At 59.0% G+C, this 19,071-nt stretch carries 15 protein-coding genes; 9 read left to right on the forward strand and 6 right to left on the reverse strand.

Annotation, left to right across the window (positions count from 1 at the left end; genetic code table 11):
* Nucleotides 1-79 precede the first annotated feature (79 nt).
* Nucleotides 80-790: an SDR family NAD(P)-dependent oxidoreductase gene (locus ACYVNQ_RS13785; protein WP_460903051.1), complete on the reverse strand. Its 711-nt coding sequence runs from the start codon at nucleotides 788-790 to the stop codon at nucleotides 80-82.
* On the reverse strand, nucleotides 787-1,647 hold the full coding sequence (locus ACYVNQ_RS13790) for an MBL fold metallo-hydrolase (protein WP_460903052.1): 861 nt from the start codon (nucleotides 1,645-1,647) through the stop codon (nucleotides 787-789). Before ACYVNQ_RS13790 ends, ACYVNQ_RS13785 begins: the two co-directional genes overlap by 4 nt.
* 435 nt (nucleotides 1,648-2,082) lie before the next feature.
* On the opposite strand from ACYVNQ_RS13790, the gene ACYVNQ_RS13795 reads away from it, so the two are divergent.
* The 4 genes from ACYVNQ_RS13795 to ACYVNQ_RS13810 all read left to right on the forward strand — a co-directional run bounded on the left by ACYVNQ_RS13795 (nucleotide 2,083) and on the right by ACYVNQ_RS13810 (nucleotide 5,803).
* Nucleotides 2,083-2,403, forward strand: coding sequence for a DUF4148 domain-containing protein (locus ACYVNQ_RS13795; protein ID WP_460903053.1), 321 nt, complete (start codon nucleotides 2,083-2,085; stop codon nucleotides 2,401-2,403).
* 127 nt (nucleotides 2,404-2,530) lie between these two features.
* On the forward strand, nucleotides 2,531-3,022 hold the full coding sequence (locus tag ACYVNQ_RS13800) for a YkgB family protein (protein ID WP_460903054.1): 492 nt from the start codon (nucleotides 2,531-2,533) through the stop codon (nucleotides 3,020-3,022).
* Nucleotides 3,023-3,563: 541 nt separating this feature from the next.
* A complete protein-coding gene (locus tag ACYVNQ_RS13805; RefSeq protein WP_460903055.1) occupies nucleotides 3,564-4,742 on the forward strand; it encodes a porin in 1,179 nt (392 codons plus the stop codon).
* 332 nt (nucleotides 4,743-5,074) lie between these two features.
* Complete coding sequence (locus ACYVNQ_RS13810) at nucleotides 5,075-5,803, forward strand: alpha/beta fold hydrolase (RefSeq protein WP_460903056.1); 729 nt, start codon at nucleotides 5,075-5,077, stop codon at nucleotides 5,801-5,803.
* A 77-nt stretch (nucleotides 5,804-5,880) separates the two neighbouring features.
* Here ACYVNQ_RS13810 and ACYVNQ_RS13815 read toward each other — a convergent pair whose 3' ends face one another.
* Both ACYVNQ_RS13815 and ACYVNQ_RS13820 read right to left on the reverse strand, forming a co-directional pair.
* Entirely contained in the window at nucleotides 5,881-10,947 is a 5,067-nt protein-coding gene (locus ACYVNQ_RS13815) for a trifunctional serine/threonine-protein kinase/ATP-binding protein/sensor histidine kinase (RefSeq protein WP_460903057.1), read from the reverse strand.
* Nucleotides 10,948-11,635: 688 nt separating this feature from the next.
* The gene (locus ACYVNQ_RS13820; RefSeq protein ID WP_460903058.1) at nucleotides 11,636-12,778 is read right to left on the reverse strand and encodes a porin; all 1,143 of its coding nucleotides are present in this window, start codon (nucleotides 12,776-12,778) and stop codon (nucleotides 11,636-11,638) included.
* A 373-nt stretch (nucleotides 12,779-13,151) separates the two neighbouring features.
* Here ACYVNQ_RS13820 and ACYVNQ_RS13825 point away from each other — a divergent pair, with 373 nt between their 5' ends.
* Nucleotides 13,152-14,480, forward strand: coding sequence for an amidohydrolase family protein (locus tag ACYVNQ_RS13825; RefSeq protein ID WP_460903059.1), 1,329 nt, complete (start codon nucleotides 13,152-13,154; stop codon nucleotides 14,478-14,480).
* A gap of 171 nt (nucleotides 14,481-14,651) precedes the next feature.
* Nucleotides 14,652-15,326, forward strand: coding sequence for a response regulator transcription factor (locus ACYVNQ_RS13830; RefSeq protein WP_460903060.1), 675 nt, complete (start codon nucleotides 14,652-14,654; stop codon nucleotides 15,324-15,326).
* A 90-nt stretch (nucleotides 15,327-15,416) separates the two neighbouring features.
* Here ACYVNQ_RS13830 and ACYVNQ_RS13835 read toward each other — a convergent pair whose 3' ends face one another.
* A complete protein-coding gene (locus ACYVNQ_RS13835; RefSeq protein WP_460903061.1) occupies nucleotides 15,417-15,782 on the reverse strand; it encodes a DUF4148 domain-containing protein in 366 nt (121 codons plus the stop codon).
* A 203-nt stretch (nucleotides 15,783-15,985) separates the two neighbouring features.
* Nucleotides 15,986-16,708: a response regulator transcription factor gene (locus ACYVNQ_RS13840; RefSeq protein WP_460903062.1), complete on the reverse strand. Its 723-nt coding sequence runs from the start codon at nucleotides 16,706-16,708 to the stop codon at nucleotides 15,986-15,988.
* Between the two features lie 279 nt (nucleotides 16,709-16,987).
* Here ACYVNQ_RS13840 and ACYVNQ_RS13845 point away from each other — a divergent pair, with 279 nt between their 5' ends.
* The 3 genes from ACYVNQ_RS13845 to ACYVNQ_RS13855 all read left to right on the forward strand — a co-directional run bounded on the left by ACYVNQ_RS13845 (nucleotide 16,988) and on the right by ACYVNQ_RS13855 (nucleotide 19,069).
* Entirely contained in the window at nucleotides 16,988-17,845 is an 858-nt protein-coding gene (locus tag ACYVNQ_RS13845) for a helix-turn-helix domain-containing protein (protein WP_460903063.1), read from the forward strand.
* A gap of 194 nt (nucleotides 17,846-18,039) precedes the next feature.
* Nucleotides 18,040-18,468, forward strand: coding sequence for a DUF4148 domain-containing protein (locus tag ACYVNQ_RS13850; RefSeq protein WP_460903064.1), 429 nt, complete (start codon nucleotides 18,040-18,042; stop codon nucleotides 18,466-18,468).
* A 244-nt stretch (nucleotides 18,469-18,712) separates the two neighbouring features.
* Entirely contained in the window at nucleotides 18,713-19,069 is a 357-nt protein-coding gene (locus ACYVNQ_RS13855) for a nuclear transport factor 2 family protein (protein ID WP_460903065.1), read from the forward strand.
* Nucleotides 19,070-19,071 lie beyond the last annotated feature (2 nt).

Raw genomic sequence — 19,071 nt, forward strand, 5'->3', positions numbered from 1 at the left:
TGTGAAGCCGCTATAACAGCTATGGATATAATTTGCCTCCGCGGCTCTTTATCTGTACAGCGCCGTTCGTCGCAGCAGCCTAGAATTTCTCCGTCCACGGACGCATGTCGAGTTCGCTTGACCATGCACTACGATGTTGCCGATGCAGATGCAGGTACGCATCTGCAATCGCATCAGGTGCGAGCAGCGAATCTTGCCCTCGCTGTTTAGCGAGTTCCCAATACCGTTCAGATTCAATCTGTCCGTCAATCACCACGAATGCGACGTGTATCCCTCGGGGTCCCAACTCGCGGGCCATGCTTTGAGCAAGCGCGCGCAAGCCAAACTTTGGCACTGCGAGATTGGCGAATCCGGCACTTCCGCGCAGCGCGGCAGACGCACCGGTAAATATAATGGTCCCATGCCCTCGTGCTACCATGCGCCGCGCGGCCGCCTGGCCGACGAGAAATCCCGCAAAACAGCCTATCCGCCAGCACCGGTCGAAGTCGGCGGGATTGATGTCGAGCACGTTGCCACTGACGTAGGCGCCGGCGTTAAACACGACGAGATCGGGGTCACCCAGTTCGCGCTGCACACTGTCGAACACATGTGTCACATCCTCGATCTTCGAAACGTCCGCTGCATAAGGTTGAACGCGCCCCGCTGGCCCGGCCGCGATCATCGCTCGCAGCCGGGCTTCGTCTCGGGCGACTACACCCACGTTCATATTCTCCGCGTGAAAGCGCTTGGCCAGAGCCCAACCGAGGCCAGGGCCAACACCAACCACGACTGCGGTTTCACCTGCGCTCACGCCCGATCTCCGCTATCAGGATCGTCTGCTTCTGAATCGCGATAGGCGTCGCGATACGCACGATAGGCGGCCGGCACGTTGACGGTTTTGTGCGCCCAATCGAACAGGCTGTAGCCGCAAAAGTGCGGCATCGCGGCAAGGTCGAGCGTTTCTTCGACCGATCGCCCCTCGGCGATAGCCGCGCGCACGGTGCGATCCAGTTCGCGCAGATAGCGCAGCGGATATTCGATATCCGCGGGTCGCATCGGGCGGCCGTGGCCTGGAATGATCGTCGCGTCTTCAGGCAGGAATTCGCGCACGCGACTCAAGGTCGCGATCGTCTCCCTGTGCCGGCCCTCGAGCAACCACGGCAGCGCAGGCGATGGTGCCTGAATCATGTTGCCGACCCACAATACCTTGGCCTCCGGCGCCCATATGACGAGATCGCCAGGCGTCTGCGCGAATCCGAAGTGGCGTACCTCGACGGTACGGCCGCCAAGATCGACGGAAAGCATGTCCGGCACCACGATATCGGCAGTGCGCGCCTGCACGCGCTCGATCCCTTTGCCTTTACCCATCAAGCCGATCATAAAGCTGCGGTCTTCTTCGAAATGCTCGTCCATATATCGCTTCGTCGCCGGATGCTGAATGACGACCGTGCTTTCCGGAAACACATAGTTCCCGTATGCATGATCGCCGTGGTAGCTCGTGTTGACGAGAAAGCGAATCGGCTTCGTGGTCATCTCGCGTACCAGCCCGATAAGCTGCGAAGCGAGATTGCCATTCAGCATGGACTCGATGACAAGCACAGCACGCTCGCCGATCACGAAACCCGCAGTCGTTCCGACGTGGTCTTTGACGAGTACGTCGTCGGGCATGACCGCAAACACTCCAGGGCCAAGCTCCTTCGCGGTTAGATTCACCCGCGCGGCGTCCCACGGGGGCGTAGATTCTTCATCGTTCGCTTGTGTCACGGTCGCATCTCCTATCTTCAGCTCGTCGGGCCTGCAACTAAAAATACGTCATTTCATCGACGCGAATATTCGCATTAGCACGCTCGGCAGATTGCTCGACAAAGACGTTCGAATCAAACATGCGTTTCCCCGTATCGTCGGCCAGGCGGAGCGCTCCCCCTTCCTCTAGACCGCGCCTCCCGACCAGAACCCTCTACGTGCAACTCAACCTGGCTGCACGCGGGTCATGATCCGATCGAGCAATTTGATGAGCCGTGCCGCGATTCACGCAAAAGGCGCGAAAACCTAAAGTTCAGTCCATGCCGTCGCAGACGGAAACTCTCTCAAAGGTAGGCCATCATGAAACGTCTCAACCGCGCTCTGATCGTTGCTTCGCTCGCACTTACGCCGTTCGTCGGCCAGGCTGTGCACGCCGCCGGACTCACCCGTGCGCAAGTCCGTGCCGAGTTGATCCAGTCTGAGCAGGATGGTACGTACCACACCAGCAAGACGCACTACCCCGACGTGCTGCCCGACTTTGCTGCCGCGTATGTGGCGAAGAAGACCGCCGAACGCCGCGCCGCAGCGACTGGGTACGGTCCGGCTACCGCGGGCAGTTCAGACTCAGGCGCCGCCGCGGTGCCGCGCACGCAGATCGATGACCTGTATCGCGGCCACTAATCGGGCCGCCACTAAATCGGGCTGCCACCAGGCAACCCACCTCCCCCCTCCACAAGCAAACAGACAACACCGCTTGCGCGGCATCGCTTGCGCTGCGCGACGGGCTTCGTCTCACAAGGAAACGATCATGGAAATTCTGACCAACACGCTGGGCCGCTCGGGCCTCCTCAAACAAGACCTCGACTATCACATCGTGCGCGCATCGATGGTGCTGATCTTCGCGTTCTTCGGCTATCAAAAGTGGTTCGAGTACGAGGCACAGGTGCTGATTCCGTACATCAGCCACGGCCCGCTGATTTTCTGGTTGTACCCGCTGTTCGGCATTCGCGGCGCGAGCTGGTTTCTCGGCGTATCCGAATGGCTGTTCGGCACGCTGATCTTCATCGGCTTCTGGAACAAGCGTATCGGCGTGCTGGGCGCGCTCGGCTCGGTCGCGACCTTCGTCGGTACTGTTACGATCATTCCGTTCATGCCGGACGGCTGGGCCGCTTCGGCGGGCGGTTTTCCGGCGATGGTAGGCAACGTACCGTTCCTGATGAAGGACGTGGTGCTGCTGGCGGTATCGATCTATCTGCTGAAGGAGGATGTGTCGCGGGTGCTTGCGCAAAAGCGCCGTTAAGCATCGGCTCGCCGTGCTGCGCGTAGTACGGCGTTACAGGCAACACAGCCGTAACGCCGAAGACGCCAATAACGTTCATTAGTGGTACTGGCGTGCGTTGCCATCGCGCTTTCGGCAACGCCTCGTCCTTTAGCACGGAGCATGCGAATGAGCAGATCGAGCAATTTAATGAGCCGTAGCGCAATTCACGCTATGTGCGCACGACACTAAAGTCGAACGGGTGTCGTCGCAGCGGTCTGCCTCCCGCTCGTTCGGTGTTCAACGAGCACAGGTGCGCAGGTATTGGGTCGACACGGAACCCGGGTTGAGGTGTCGGCCGCGCGCGGATCTTGTGTGAGGCGTCGCGACGCTGCGCGTACTGGTCAGTACGACGCAGTGCGGACAACGACCTCGCGCGGCGTGCATCGTACGCCGTTACAGGTCTGCGGCTTTGGCGCGTTTCGCCAACTGGCAAACGCCTGCTCTCTGTCACAGGGTCGCGCGGCACGCTCAACGATCTCTCTTGCACAAAAAACGCGTTTGCGATCTAACTCCTACGAATATGAAAAAGACCTTCATGCTTGCAGCATTGCCCGGCATTCTCGCATCTGCTGCGCATGCACAATCCAGTGTCTCGCTTTATGGCCTGATCGACGCTGGGATAACCTACACAAACAATGTGAAAGGACATGCCAACTGGCAAGAAACAAGCGGATCAGTGAATTCGAGCCGGTGGGGCCTGCGTGGCAAAGAAGATCTTGGGGCGGGCTTGAGCGCCATCTTCACGCTGGAAGGGGGCTACAGTACAAACAACGGAACGCTTGGACAAGGCGGTCGTGAATTCGGCCGCCAGGCGTTCGTCGGACTGGCCGACTCCCGATTTGGTCAGGTTACGCTGGGCCGTCAATACGACAGCATGGTCGATTACGTGGAACCGCTCGGGCTCGCCGGACAACAATATGGCGGCACGTTTGCGTCGCATCCGTTCGATAACGACAACCTGGACAATTCGTTCCGCCTGAACAACTCAATCAAGTACGAAAGTCGCGACTTCGGTGGTCTCAAGTTCGGGGGGACGTACGCGTTCTCGAATACCGCAGGGCAGTTCTCCAACAATCGCGCTTACAGTGCTGGAGCGACGTATAAGCGCGGCGGCCTTACGCTGGCGGCTGCGTATCTGGAATTGAACAAGAGTCTCTCGGGTACGACTCCCGCCGCGGCGCTTGCATCGGTGAATAGCGCCGGCGCGGTCACTGGAGACAACACGCTGCTCGCAGGCCGCCAGCAAACCTGGGGCGCCGGCGTGAATTACTCTATTGGTCCGGCAACAGCCGGGTTCATCTATTCGCAGACAAACCTGACGCAAGGCTTTGGCGTCAACCCGAGCACGGCGGGTCAAACCGTATCCTTCGGCGGGAACAGCGCTCACTTCCAGAACTTCGAATTGAACGGGCATTACACGCTGACGCAGGCACTGAGCCTTGCCGGCGGCTACACGTACACCCAGGCAAATTTCGGCTCTGCGGCGCAGCCGAAGTGGGGGCAATTGAACATGCAGGCTGCCTACTATCTGTCGAAGCTCACTACCGTGTACCTGCAAGGCGAATACCAACACATGATGAACCGCGATGGTGTGAATGGGCAGATCATCGGAGCGATGATTAACAACACGTCCGGCGGTGGTGCGTCATCGACCGCCAACCAGGTCGCTGTGACGGCAGGCATACGCCACCGCTTCTAGGAGTCGGGCGGCGCCGCGATGTTTGATCCGGTAGTCGAGCTTTCGCGGAAACTGCCGGGCCGATGTCGCGTCGCCGCGTCGCGTGCGGCGGTTCGTCATTGCAACATCAATTGTGACTCTCGATCATCGAATTGAATAAATTCAAGGCCTGAAGTTATCCAATACGAAGTGGCAGGCCAATTGGAAGATGCGTTTTCGACAAGAAAAGGCGCCGGTGCAGCACGCCATGGACCCTGGCGCTTATATTCACGCCGCTACTCATGGGCGGCATGGCTTAACAAGTATGTCGGCGATCTCGCTTCCTGCATAACCCTTTTGAAAAAGGAATTACAGTGAATCTCGAATCACGCATGCCTACCATCGTGCTTGTCCATGGCGCCTTCGAAAACTCGTCGATCTGGAATGGCGTCATTCAACGGCTCCAGCGCGATGGCTATCCGGTCGTTGCCTTCGCCAATCCGCTGCGGGGCGTGATGGTCGACGCTGCGTATTTGCGCAGCTTGCTGAACCGGATCGAGGGACCGGTGATCCTCGCGGCCCACTCCTATGGTGGCGCCGTCATCACCCAGGCGGGCGCGGACGACCCCAAGGTCAAAGGCCTCGTCTATGCGGGTTCGATTTTGCCCGCAGCAGGGGAAGCTCCACATGTGCTGATCGAACGATTCCCTGGTAGTTCGTTCCTCACGTCCACCTATCCGGTCCCCTATACCCTGCCCGACGGCACCAGCGGCACGTATGTCCTTTACCAGGCCGACAAGTTCCACAGTCAGACTGCCGCGGACGTGCCGGCAAGCGAGGCCGCGCTGATGGTCGCCACCCAACGCCCGATGGACATGGCATGTTTGACCGAGGCGCCGACGGCCGCCGCATGGACGGTCAAGCCCACCTGGCAAATCGTGACCCTGCAGGATCTCGCGATCCCTCTGGCCGAGCAGAGGTTCGAAGCCGATCGTGCGCAATCTACTGTCATTGAGGTCGACGCCGCGCACGCAGTCACCGTCTCTAACCCTGACATCGTCGCCGACGTGATCGTACAGGCCGCCCGCGTGGCTGCGAAATAGCCGCCGCCCGCATGGAAGTTTTTCAGCGCGATGGCAGGCGGCCGGCACGACTGCTCGCCGCGAGACCGCGTTCGATATCACGCTCTTCCGGCGGCCCGGCGCTCATCGGCCGCCGCGATGATGAACTCGAAGCACGCGCCGTGGGGCTCGTTCGCCGATACGATCAAGTCGCCGCCGTGTGCCTCGACAATCGAACGGCAAATCGACAGCCCCATTCCCATCCCGGTACTTTTCGTGGTCACGAAAGGCTCGAAAACTTTTCCCATCACCGTGGCATCGATGCCCGGCCCGTTATCCGCAACGGTCACGCGAATCCGGCCATCGACACATGGAGCCGATGCGAGGCGTAGCTTTCGCAAGACCGCTGGAGAATCGGACATCGCGTCGATCGCGTTCATCACGAGATTCATCACGACCTGCTGTAACTGGACACGATCGCCGTAGGCCTTCAATTCGCCGGCTATGGCCCGATCGTCGATGTCGATTTCATGGTGCGCAATTTCCCGGCGCAAAAGCTGTAGAACTTCGCGGACTGACTCGTTCAGATCGAAGCACTGCTTTTCGGGAGCGGTCTTCTTCGCCAGAGACAACAAGCCACGAATGATATTCGCGGCACGCGTCGTGTCCGCAGCCACGCGATCGAGTGTATAGAGCGCCTCGGCGACGTCCGGCTGATCGCGCTTGAGCCAGCGCAGCGCAGCGTGGGCCCCGGTATTGGCGGCGGTCAGGGGCTGATTGACCTCGTGCACGATCGATGCAACCAGTTCCCCCATCGCGGTCAGCCGTCCTGCACGCGCAAGTTCTGCCTGCGCGGTTTGCAAGCGCTCGGATACGCGCGCGTTTTCCAGCGAGATGGCAGCATGCGTCGACAATACGCTTAGCACCGCGGTGCGCTCGGGCGTAAATGCGTTCGGCGCCAGGTTGTTTTCCGCATAGAGCAGACCAACCATGCGCGACTGGTTGAGTAAGGGCAGACACAACACCGAGCGAGGCTGTACTTCACGCATATAGAGGTCGCCGGACCATTCACGCGCAGTTTGCGCGTCGCCCAGCACCATCAGCTCGCCGGTGCGAATGACGGTGCGCAGCAGCGCTAGCGGTACGTCGGTCGGCGCGACCACGCGGGAGCACATCTGCACATTCACGGTGTGGCCGCGAACCTGTGCTTCAGCCTCGATTCCCAGTTCATTGCCGTGGATGGCGACCAGCACGCAACGCTGTCCGCCCGCGTATTCGAGCGTGCAACGTAGCAAGGTTTCGATTAGCCGCGTCAGCAAGGTCTCACGAGATAGTGCTCGGGTCGCGATAATGACGGCTGCAATATCAAGCTGGCTTTCTAGTCCGGCGGGACCGTCGTGCTCCTGCGAAGTCACCAGATCCGGGTAGGCAAGATCCAGCTGCCCGACCTTGGCATCGGCCCCCCAGGCGAGATACGCCTGGCGTGCGCCGCGCAGGTAAGCGTGCGCGCTGGTCTTCGCACCAAGCCCCAGATGGAACTGCGCGGCCAGTTCGCTTGCGAGCGCCTCGTTGTGCAGGAACTGCTGCTCACGCGCGTACTCGATGGCTTGGTCGTAAAGCCGTATCGCGTCCGCTACACGCCGTTCGATGCGTGCGATTTCGGCCGCGACGAGCGTCGCCCCGTCGCGAAAGTTGGCCGGCGCGTGGCGCGCCCAGGCATCCAGTTGCTGCGCGTACGTGTTGAGTTGAGCGAGGTGCCGCGTACGCGCACGGCCTTTGCTCGCACCACATGCGGCTGCATGCACGAGCGCGCTGAAAAGCACGAAGATACCTGTTTCGTAGTGTCCGCTCGACGCCCACACCAATCCGGCAATGCGCGATTGCGCATCGACCGCCGCTGCCAGATTGCCGAATATCAGATGCGCCTGCATCCGGTGTGTCCAGTACGAAAACACCGAAATCGGCCGATGTGTATGTTCATCCGCTTCATCGTCGGTCCACCAGGCCGAATTGGGTCGCGCACCGCGAAGCGTATCGACATAGGAAATCTGTGCGCGAATCGCGTCAATAACCAGTGCGAAGCCAGTGCCACGCGCAAAAGCAAGCGATTCATAAGCCAACTGCCGCACTTCGGCGAGCGGTGCGCCATACACGAGCATCGGCGAGATCAGATTGCGGCGGCAGTAGGCAGCGAACGTGATATCGCCTGCCTGCATCGCCTCGTCAAACGCCATCCTGAGGTACGGGAGCGCATCGCGCACCGGCCGCGTCCACGATTGCACGAGCCCGAACAACATGTGGACGCGAGCCTTGTAACGCGCGAACCCGCGCACGTCGACAAGATGCAGCCCCAGCTCGGCAAACGCAACGCACATGCGGAAATCGTCTGCGCGCCGGGCTACCTCGCTCACGCAAATATAGCCATAGCACGAGGCGTCGCTCACACCATGTTCAAAGCTGATATGCGCCATATGCAACGCAATCAGGTTCGGTAAATTGGGAGAGGTGAACAACGCCGGTGGAATCAGGTCCGCGAGTACCTGCAATGTGCGCTGCCAGACCGGATCGCGCATTTCCGGCTGATCGCGAAACGCGTCGAGCGGCCGCTCGCCGATACGCGCGAGCAGACGCTGGTATTGCCCGATCACCTCGGCTTCGGTGGGATGCGCAGGTATCTCGATGCCTGCTTTGCGCAAATACATGAGACCGATGCCGACCGCGAGGTCCGAACGATCCCGCGCGGTACACAGTGCCACGCGAAGACGCGCGATTTCCGCGGCGCAGGCGAGATCGACGCCGCGCTCCGCAAGCAGAGATAAGCGCAGGTTCGCTTCGTCGAGATGGCCGTTGATGAATTCACACTCGGCAAGGTGAAGCTCGGCAGTTTGCAACTCCGCCTCGTTCACTTGCGCGGCACCGGACAACATCTCTACAGCGCAGCGCAAGTAGGTCAGCGCCTCGCCGTAAGCAGTCGCCCCCTTCGCCAGCAAGCCTGCCTCGAGGTTCAGCGCGGCAAGCTCATGGCGCTCCTGCGGGTCGTCGATCAGACGGGCGCCACGATTCAGATGACTTACCACTTCGAAAAGCTGGTGTTCCCGATGCGCGGTGGACAGCGCCTTGCCGAGCCGACGGCCGATCTGCAGATGCGTCGCGCCACGCTTCGCTTCGTCCGCGAGCGTCAGATAAGCAGTCTCGAGGATCCGGTCATGTGCGAACGAATATACGTCGTCCAGACGCTGCACCAGCTTCGCATCGAGCGCCGGGGCCAGCATGCCGTAGATGCGTTCGTTCGACACGTTTGCCACCTGCGCGAGGACATCCACGTGCGCGCTTCTGCCAAGGCATGAGAGCAGGTGCATCGTCTTGCGGCATCGCACCGGCAAAAGTCTGATCTGTCCGAGCAACAAATCAACGACATTGGTCGTATAACCTTTTGCCTTGATAGGCGCCAGCTCCCACGCGCAAGTTCCGTCGCTGCGAAACGCGACCAGTCCTTCCTGAGCTAACGCAAGGATGAACTGGATCGTAAAGTATGGATTGCCGTACGTTTTGCTGGTGATCAGACTCGCCAATGCCGCCACATGGTGTTGATCATCATGAAGCAGGTCTGACAGCAAGGCAGCGACATCGGGCACGGTGAAGGGCTGCAGCGCGATACAGTCGACACCTTGCTGAGAGGCCACGGTGTCCGTCAGATGCTGCGCAACGACTCCGTCGTCGCGCAAGCTCCCGATCACGAGCAGATGAGGTACGGACGCACGCGATGCAAGATATTCGAACACGCGCAACGTGCCGTCATCGCTCCAGTGCAGATCGTCGAAAAACAGCACGATGGTCTGTTCGGCCGACGCAAGTACGCGAAACAGGCTTGTCACCACACGGATCAAACGGTCCTTTTCCTCGGTGGACGTCAACTGCGGCAACGCGGGCTGGATCCCGACGATGCGCTCGAGTGCCGGCACGAAAGGCAGCAGGACGCGCCCCTGCCCGTCGAGTGCCGACTGCAAACGCGTTCTCCAACGTTCCAGTTCGACGTCGCTGGCGCCTAGTAGCGGGCGGATCAGGTATTCCAGCGCACGGGCAAGGCCGGCATACGGCACGCCTTGCATCGCCGGTTCGCACTTCGATATGGCGAGCCAGTGGCGCTCCGGGCTCAATCTCGACAGATGCCGGTTGGCAAGCGACGACTTGCCCGAGCCTGCGGCGCCGCGAAGCAACACGCATCGTGCAGCGCCGTGGTTCACATCGTCCGTCGCAACGGCCAACCTCTGCAGTTCACGGCCGCGTGCATAAAGTTTTCTGGATTGCGACAGCCGGCTCGCAATGTCATGAAGATTCAGCGGAAACCGGTCGACCGCTCCGTGTTGCCGCCATGTGCTCAGACATCGTTCGAGGTCTGCGCCGAGACTGGCCGCGCTGTAATAGCGTTCCTCGGGCGCTTTCTTCAGGAGTTTCCCGATGATCGCGCCGATCTGATGCGGTATCGATGGTCGACCGGCCCTGATGTTGATCGGCCATTGTGCCGTGTGTGCATGCGCCCATCCGATCGGGTCTTCGGCCGTGAATGGCGGCGTACCGGACAGAAGTTCGTAGAACGTGCAACCGAGCGCATAGAGGTCGGCGCGCGCATCGACGCTCGGATGGCTCATGCCCAATTGCTCAGGCGATAAATACGCAAACGCTTCGGGTTCGGCGGGAATGTGTGTACGTGTAGCCGATTTCGAGTCCTGGATCCGCTGCGCCGAGCCGAATCCGGTCAACCATGCGTGGCTGACGCCCGTGCGCCCGATTTCGACCAGCAGGTTGTCGGGGCTAATGCCCAGATGAATCAACCCGCAGGCATGCATTTGCGCGACCGCGGAGGCGATTGCCACCGCGAGCGGCAGGAACTGCTCCAGCGCCATCGGCACGCCGCACAGGTTTCTCAGCAACTGCCCGCCGGGGTCTCCAAGAAGGAGAGAAGGCTGATCTTCGTAACGTGTCGGCGAAAGCGGAAGGACCGCCCACTCGCCGTTCAGCTCAGAGCGCAGCGCGTACTCATGCCGGAAGGCTTCGACGTGTACGGTCGTGAACACCCCGGGCGAACCAACGGCGATCAGTCGCTTCGCGGCCCCCGCCGTCGCGCGATAGAGTGCGATGCGGCTATGGCGCACCAGCTGCTCGTCCATGTCATAGTGGCTGGCCATCGAAGACACCTCTGGGATTGAGGATGGTCCATTTATGCCGTGCGTCGTTCAGGAAAATCGATGCGTTGGCCGGCCGATCTACGACTCACTCGCGCTGTCGCCAAATATTTCAAATTTCTTACCAGAACGGCCAATTCAGTATGCGAATTGTAGCGCTCTTTGATATCAAGCCATGCGTAATGAGTACGCGGCAACACAGTGCACCCTGGTGAGGTCTGCGATCACGACGTCGCGCCTGCCGGCCGTGCGCGCACTGCGCGGCGGCCGGAAAAGTAATCGGCCAGCCACGCGGACGCCAGGCGCGGCAGCGCAACCTGTCAGTGGAGTTAGCGCCGGCTGGAGATCTACAGCCTGGCGGTGGTAGAGGTTCAGTGGGATTGCAAGCGATCTGCGCGAGCGGCAATCCGATGTCGCGCAGGCCGCATCGCGCGGCGGTGGCCTGCAGTGATCATCGCGCGCTGAAGCGGGAATGACGCGCGCCGGTCAAGATCGCAATCGACGCTTGATCGAAGCGATCGGTTTGAACCCGTTTTCGCGGTTAGCATCGTCGCATGGACAACCGCTTTTGCCTGCGCGCCGCGGCATACCGTCTGCCTTCACGCACACGGCTCGATCGGGCGATCCGCCTGACGCGAAATATCGTCGGAAAGAATCTTGTGGCTAGCACGCACACGAATGACATACCTCACTAGAAACGCGCGCGTATGCCCATCATGCCGACCACCTGGTTATTGGTCGATGAGGCGCCGCCCGAGTTATAGATAAACGCAGTGAAGTTGTGGCCGCTAACGTGCTGATATACGCCTTCGACATAAACATCCGTGCGTTTGGAAAGGCTATACACGGTCTGCAAGCCGAACTGATTCCACTTGGGCGACGAGCCGAAGGTCGACGTGTTGGTCACGTGGCCATTGGTGAACACGTATTCCGCGCCTAATGAGAGCTGCGGCATGATAGGGAATTTGGCGTTGAGCTCATAGTTGTCGAAGCGCACCGAGCCGCCCCGCGAGCCGAACGACGTCGATCCCAGGAACTGCGTGTGCGTATAGACGAAGCCTACCTTCCCTCCCCAGATTTCATAGTTCACACCGGCGCCGGCAATCCGCTGAACATCGGCGCCCAGCACGAAGCCGGCGGTGTTGTTCGCCTGCGATTCGTTGATATCGAGCGTGCCAGGGCTGTTAATCGTCGTGTTCTTCGTACCATCGAGCTGAAAATAGCCGATGCCTGCACTCAATGGACCGTTGCTATAGCCCAGCCCGACGCTGTATCCGCGGTTCACGGCAAAGTCTGTGCTGTTCGAGAACGCGTACTGCGCTTCGAATTTCAGCCCACGGTAGGCAGGGGTCACGTACTTTACCGTGTTGCTCAGGCGAAATGAGTGGATCATTTCGTCATTGTCAAATGGGTGCGCAAACGCCGAATCGCCAAAAGTAAGCGCAGTGGCCGACAGCGGAATCAGCGTATCGGTGAACGCGTCGTACTGACGACCCAACGACACCGTGCCGTACTCCTTACTGCCCAGACCGACATACGCCTGACGCCCAAACAGCCGGCCGTCCTGTGCCGATTTACCGTTATTGAGCGTGATGCCCCCTTCGAGCACGAAGATCGCGCTCAGGCCGCTGCCCAGATCTTCGTTGCCGCGCAGACCGAAGCGGCTGCCGTTGATGTTGCCGCTGCTCTGACGGATCAGCGATCCGGTACCAGCGTTATTGGTGTACTCCAGACCCGTATCGAGCAGGCCATACAGCGTCACGGAACTTTGAGCATGCGCAAACGGAACGGCGAACAGGCCTAAACAGGCTAGCGAATAGCGATGATGTTTCATTTGTCTCCTCTCTATATTGATTTATCGGATTCCAGCCTCCGATTCATTTCGCTTCCCATGCAAATCTTTAACACGACAAACCTTATGGATTGTCGGTCTGGATTTAAATCAATTGGATAGCGACGGTCACCGTAATATAGATTTCGATTCTGGAGACACGATATAAGGATGCCCTCTTTTGTCAAAATGCCATTCGCATACTGCCGTCAGAGCCCACCGTTCATCACTCCCGTTCCTTTATGAGATTGCACGGACCTCCAGGGCTGATTCTCTTGGCGGTCTTATTGGACAACCGCGATGAAGCGCTTCAGGTTATCTTCCTGTAACTCATCAGACGGCCGCTCTGATTCATACTTGCCAGACTGGAACTTCAATGACTGAGCGCGTGACCCTTTTCAAAGGCGGCGCCATCATAACGATGGACGGGCGCATGCCGAACCTGCCGATTGGCGACATCCTTGTCCGCGGCAAGCGAATCGAGGCGATCGCTCCTGATATTCAGGTTCACGGCGCCGATATCATCGACGCAACGGGCTGCATCCTTCTTCCCGGCTTTATCGATGCCCACCACCACGTATGGCTTGGGGTAATGCGCCGGCTGATGCCAGACTGTACCGATTTATTCGCGTACATTGACCTGGTAGCCGAGAAGATGGGCGCAGAATTCCGGCCGCACGATATGTACGTGAGCACCCGGCTGACCGCAGTTGCGGCGCTTGACGCCGGCATTACGACAATCGTCGACGCAGCGCACAATACGCGCAGCCCCGAACATAGCGATGCGTCCATCGATGCACTTCGGGATGCGGGCATTCGTGCGCTCCATCTGGTTGGCTCGCCGATGGACAAGCAGGGATGGAGTTCCCATCTTCCTCAGGACATCAGGCGACTAGCCGCAAAATGGAACCCCGGTGAAGGGCTTGTCAAAGTGGGGCTATTCGGCCATCTGAAGCTTGATCTGGACTGGTGGAAACTTGCACGGGAACTGGAGATTCCGCTGCTAACCGAACTGGTCGGGGATTTCAACCGGATTCCTGCCGAGTTGGCCGATCTTGACCTGATCGGCCCGAAAACCATCTTCAACCACTGCACGCGCATTCCAGCGGAAACGTGGAAGCTATTGGCGGACCGTGGCGCCAGCATCACGGTCAACCCGCGCTCAGACGTCATATTCGGATTCGACGATGACAGCTTCGCTTACCAGAAGGCCATCGATTACGGTTTCAAGCCAGCGCTCGGGATTGATGTCCAGACCACGTATGGCAGCGACATGTTCGGCGAAATGAGAGCACTGTTCCAACTGCAGCGTGCTGCAATGCGCTATCGTCAATTGCGCGGCGACGCCCGCGCGTCGACTGCGGTTACGGTCGAGGCAGTATTGCAGGCGGCAACCGTTAACGGGGCGGCCGTGGTGGGTCAGCAGAAGACAATCGGCACGCTAACGCCAGGCAAAGAAGCAGACCTCATCATGGTGCGTACAGATAGCATAGGGGTCTTCCCTGTAACCCATGCGATCGGCGCAATCGTGCATGCGGTCGAACGATCGGACGTCGACACGGTGATGGTCGCGGGCGCAATCCGCAAACGCGGAGGGCGATTGATTGACGTCGACGTGTCCCGGCTTGCGCGCGACGTCGAAGCATCGCGCGCAAGGCTCGCACAGGCCTGTGGCTACACGCCTGATCTTTTCGGATCGACGTGATGCGAAAAGGCACTCCCAATGCTCTGACGAACCGCGGCCTCGCCGCACCGATGTTTCCATGCCCCCATATTTCTCCAATTCAGCTAAGCTTCCGATAAGTTCAGTTTTTAGCGGGTTGCGCCGACTGCACCGGAATCTGAACCTTTTCACGCCTGATGGAGAAGCGGATTGATGGATACAGTGCCGAATGCAGCCGAGGTGCCGATGGTCTACGTCGTGGATGATGAGGAGTCTATGCGAGAGTCCTTGCGCCAGCTGCTACGATCCGCCGGTTTCACCGTTACGACCTTCGAGTGTGCCGAAGACTTTCTCGCCACACATGTGCCGGACACGCCTGCCTGCGCAATCATGGATGTCCGGCTAAAAGGCCAAAGCGGTCTTGTCTTGCAGCAGCGCCTGAGCGCTAGCCATAGACATCTGCCAGTAATCTTCATGACCGCTCATGGCGACGTCGAGATGTCAGTCAAGGCAATGAAGCGCGGCGCATTCGATTTCTTTGCCAAGCCATTTCGAGAACAGGACCTGCTTGATTCAGTATCGGAAGCGCTGGAAAAGAGCCACCAGCAACGTGAAAAAGTCCGGGCGTTAGAACGATTGGCCCGTTGCCACCAATCGCTCACGCCGCGCGAACGTGACGTAATGGCGTTGATCGTCGACGGCCAACGGAGCAGAGATATCGCTGAGAAGCTGGGTCTTAGCGAAGCCACCGTCAAGGTCCATCGTACTCAGGCAATGAAAAAGATGGAGTCGACGTCGATTGCCGAATTTGTCCTCAAAGGCCACCGGCTTGGGATTGATTCTGCTGTGCCTGCATTCGCCCAGGAAAAGCAGTCATCGAAGGGATGATGCCACGCCAGGCGGGACTCGCGAGGCGTGCGCATATTGGACACATTTAGTCTGAAGATGGGCGTCTATCCCACGCCCGCCGAACGATACTCATTGCGCCGGATGCGGCTTGTCGCTCTGTGGTGCTGTGGAGGTACCGCCGTCGGTGCGGGAACCTGATGCCGACGTACCTGAGGCCGCTGCGCCGTACGATGCCGCATCAACATCAGCTTTCCTTTTCGCGGCCGCCTCCTTATCCATTTCTCGCGCCGCCTTTGTCGCCACATAAACTGTGGACGGGTTCCATTCGGGGTCCGGATAGTGCACCTTGCTGAACGGAAACGTTCCGTTCATTTCGGCCTTGATCAGATCCGCGCGAACCTGCTCCCGTGTGAGCCCTGTGCTCTCTGCGGCCTGAACCGCCAACGATGAGAAGACCAGCGATGCGATGAACAGCCCCTGTGCTGCGCGTTTCATAAGTTTCCCCTTCTATTCAGGTAAGTGCCGCCGTCGGTAACGGCATGGCCCTAACCTTACGGGGATGTGAGATCTGCGTGAATTGCAGAACGGCTCATGAAAATGCTCGATCGGTGCTCGACGGTCAGCAGCCCAGGCCCTCATCCTTGTGTCAAGGCGCGGCAAATGCCTCCGTTTCCACGCAGGGAATCGCCGAAGCGGTTTCATCCATCACCTTGTACTGCCTGCCCGCGTGCCATCCGGATAACTATCCTTACCAGATGGACCAACGTGGGCGCCTCCATCTTTATCATCAGATCCTTGCGGTTCAGCTTGACCGTGTCGATACAGAGATTCAGTCTTGACGCGATCTCTCTTGTGGAGAGACCTTGAACGAGAAGATTCATCACCTCCCGTTGTCTTGTCGACAAGGAATCATATAAGGACACCAGCCCTTGCAGCGAACGTCGCGACTGGATCCGTTTCTCATCCAGATCCAGAGCGCCCTGCACGGCTTCGATCAACGTCTGCTCGCGGCATGGTTTCACGAGAAAGTCGAATGCCCCTGCCTTCATCGCACGCACTGACATTGCCACGTCGCCGTGACCGGTTATGAAAATGACCGGCACGGCGATACCCTGCGCGCGCATTTTCGACTGCATCGCAAATCCGCCGAGGCCTCGCAGACGCACATCTAGCAACAGACACGACGGAACGTCTGGCATATCACTAGCCAAAAAGGCCTCTCCGGACGTAAACGTTCGAGCTCGAAGACCCGTGGACTCAAAAAGCGAGCGGAACGCTTCACAGATACCAGTATCGTCATCAACGATATACACGATGCTGCCAGCTGGGTTCGCTTCAGGCTCCGATGAACGTGTCTCACACGTAACATCGTTCGCCGGTGCCTCATTCAAAAGATCCGGAAGCGGATTTAGATTGACCATGACATACCACCCAACAAAAGAGATCCCGATAGCGTGATTCAGACGCTATGTACCGCGATGCAGCCGGCTGCGCGCACGCCAATGTTTGACCGGCGGGAAAAGTCACATATCTGTTTGTAAATATGGCGACCAGCAGGAACCAATCTGGCGTCCGAGCTTAGCAAGCGGGCGCTTTCGTTGATGTCACGCAATGTGCAACATTTGGTATAAACCAAGCATCGAATCGAACTGTCTTGATAGAGTTTCATCTTCGAGCGTCAACGGCAACCATGGTGGACCATGAGGCAATACAGTGCGGACCTTGTTTCAAGGGCACATATGCATTGCGACGGCGTAACCGTCGAATTGGTGCAACGTCGGCTCGATGGAGCACCGGCAAGTCTCCATGTATGGCTACCACATCACACGCTCTATGCCGAACTCAGCGGCGGCTTCCTGTATGAACGGGAAGTCGCCGGGCTTGGTCGAAAATGTTTTGTCAGCGAGCCTCAGCTCATGTCTTTTCGACCGGCGGGATCCGAAGTCCTCGGCACAACGACCGGTTCAGGCATCGTCACTTACGGGGTAATTTCTATCGATCCTCTAAGCAGCGACCTGCAAGATTGCTTCGCGGAGTTGCCAACAACATTCCGTTCATTCACAGGCTTGCGAAATCCTCGACTCTGGGCTGAGTTGACGCCGCTATTGGCCGAATGCGTCGCCTACTCGCCGCCACCTCGGCCACTCGCGCACCTGTATGTACACGGACGTGTGATTGCGTTGCTTGCTTTGCTTGCAGACGAGGCGTGTGGGGGACAGCCCGGCAACGGCCCGGATCGCCGGATCAGGGACGCGATCGAATGGATTGGAAAAAACCTCACCCGTGAGTTCACGATCAACGAACTTGCCTCTGTTGCGAATCTCAGTGCCTCCCAACTGGTCAGACTGTTTCGCAAGTCGCTAGGGGTGACCCCGACGGCTTATGTGTCGAATCGGCGTCTTCGTGAAGCACAACGGCTGCTGGCCGGTTCGGATTGGACAATCACGCAAATTGCCGCACACCTCGGTTACGTGGATCAAAGTCACTTCACACGCCGATTCAAAACCCACACAGGGCTTACACCGGCTGCCTACAGACGCGCTCGCGCATCCGGTTGAGTGGATTGCCACGCCGAAACGACGGCGCAGGCCCGGGGAGAGACGTACGCATCACCGCGGGTAAGGGGCATTTCGTGAACTGATCCGAACGAGCAGGTATTTGATTCTTCCGGGTTGTCGGATAACGCACCGCGTAACTTAAAGTACGTTCGTGCCCTCGATGACGACGGGGCTCGCAAATGTGATGGCACGACATGGTGGTCACCCATGAACTGCCGCGCTTCATACGCATAACTCAACCGTTGGACGTACAAGCTATGAAAAACCGATTTACCCCTGGCATTTCTGCAGTCGCAGTCACGGTCATTTCTCTGTTTGCGGGGATGGCCACGCCGGCACAGGCTGCCGGACTCACGCGCGCAGAGGTCCGTGCCGAGCTCGCGCAACTACGTGCAGCAGGTTATGACCAGTCGGTCGGCGAAGATGTGCACTACCCGGATGCCGTGCAGCGCGCGCAGGCACGCGTGAATGCATCTCGCGCGATGACGGCGACAGCGACAGCGCCCGCGAGCGGCAACACAAGTTATGGCGGCAGTGTCGACGGCACATCGGTGTCGAGTCCTGTGCGGGTTGCGCCACACCTGGATAACGATGGCATGAAGCCCATTTACTTCGGTCAGTAAGCCTCGCGATCCGGCGAAGTTTGAGTTGCCGGGATGGCGAGCATGACTCGCCCACTGTCAAAAACAGTGCGGGACGTCCGGGATGAACATCATCGGTACGACGAGAGCGCAAAGCCAAAGCAAGCCGCAGCTGCGTTTCGTTGAGGTATGTCGATGGCACGCCCGGACGCCCCCGGCTCGTTTGCCGGCACGTGCGTTTGTGTTGTATCGTGTGCGAATACAACGCGCGTGGGAGGACAAGGCCATGAGCACCAGCACCTCGGTTTCCGACATCGTCCGCCGCGCCTACGTTGCATACGAGGCGAAAGATCGCGTAGCACTGCAGTCGCTGCTGGCAGATCAGTTTACGTTCACCAGCCCGCAGGACGATCGGATCGACCAGCACACGTATTTCGAGCGCTGCTGGCCAGCTAGCGAAAGTGTCGAATATTTGCGCATCGAGAAGTTGTTCGAGCAAGGCAACGAGGTCTTCGTTCGCTACGCGTGCAGACGGACTGGCAGCGCACCCTATCGCAATGCCGAATTATTTCGAATCGAGAACGGCAAGATCGTCGAAGTACAGGTATTTTCCGGTTTTACCGTCGACGATTTACCGGCCTGACG

It is taken from the genome of Paraburkholderia jirisanensis (genome assembly GCF_054782355.1).

Bases quoted from the DNA above. Each gene is read 5' to 3' on its own strand.
- ACYVNQ_RS13790 (WP_460903052.1), bottom strand. From the start codon at position 1,647: ATGCCCGACGACGTACTCGTCAAAGACCACGTCGGAACGACTGCGGGT.
- ACYVNQ_RS13795 (WP_460903053.1), top strand. From the start codon at position 2,083: ATGAAACGTCTCAACCGCGCTCTGATCGTTGCTTCGCTCGCACTTACG.
- ACYVNQ_RS13835 (WP_460903061.1), bottom strand. From the start codon at position 15,782: ATGAAACGCGCAGCACAGGGGCTGTTCATCGCATCGCTGGTCTTCTCA.
- ACYVNQ_RS13855 (WP_460903065.1), top strand. From the start codon at position 18,713: ATGAGCACCAGCACCTCGGTTTCCGACATCGTCCGCCGCGCCTACGTT.
- ACYVNQ_RS13815 (WP_460903057.1), bottom strand. From the start codon at position 10,947: ATGGCCAGCCACTATGACATGGACGAGCAGCTGGTGCGCCATAGCCGC.
- ACYVNQ_RS13840 (WP_460903062.1), bottom strand. From the start codon at position 16,708: ATGGTCAATCTAAATCCGCTTCCGGATCTTTTGAATGAGGCACCGGCG.
- ACYVNQ_RS13805 (WP_460903055.1), top strand. From the start codon at position 3,564: ATGAAAAAGACCTTCATGCTTGCAGCATTGCCCGGCATTCTCGCATCT.
- ACYVNQ_RS13825 (WP_460903059.1), top strand. From the start codon at position 13,152: ATGACTGAGCGCGTGACCCTTTTCAAAGGCGGCGCCATCATAACGATG.
- ACYVNQ_RS13820 (WP_460903058.1), bottom strand. From the start codon at position 12,778: ATGAAACATCATCGCTATTCGCTAGCCTGTTTAGGCCTGTTCGCCGTT.
- ACYVNQ_RS13850 (WP_460903064.1), top strand. From the start codon at position 18,040: ATGGTGGTCACCCATGAACTGCCGCGCTTCATACGCATAACTCAACCG.
- ACYVNQ_RS13830 (WP_460903060.1), top strand. From the start codon at position 14,652: ATGGATACAGTGCCGAATGCAGCCGAGGTGCCGATGGTCTACGTCGTG.
- ACYVNQ_RS13845 (WP_460903063.1), top strand. From the start codon at position 16,988: ATGAGGCAATACAGTGCGGACCTTGTTTCAAGGGCACATATGCATTGC.
- ACYVNQ_RS13800 (WP_460903054.1), top strand. From the start codon at position 2,531: ATGGAAATTCTGACCAACACGCTGGGCCGCTCGGGCCTCCTCAAACAA.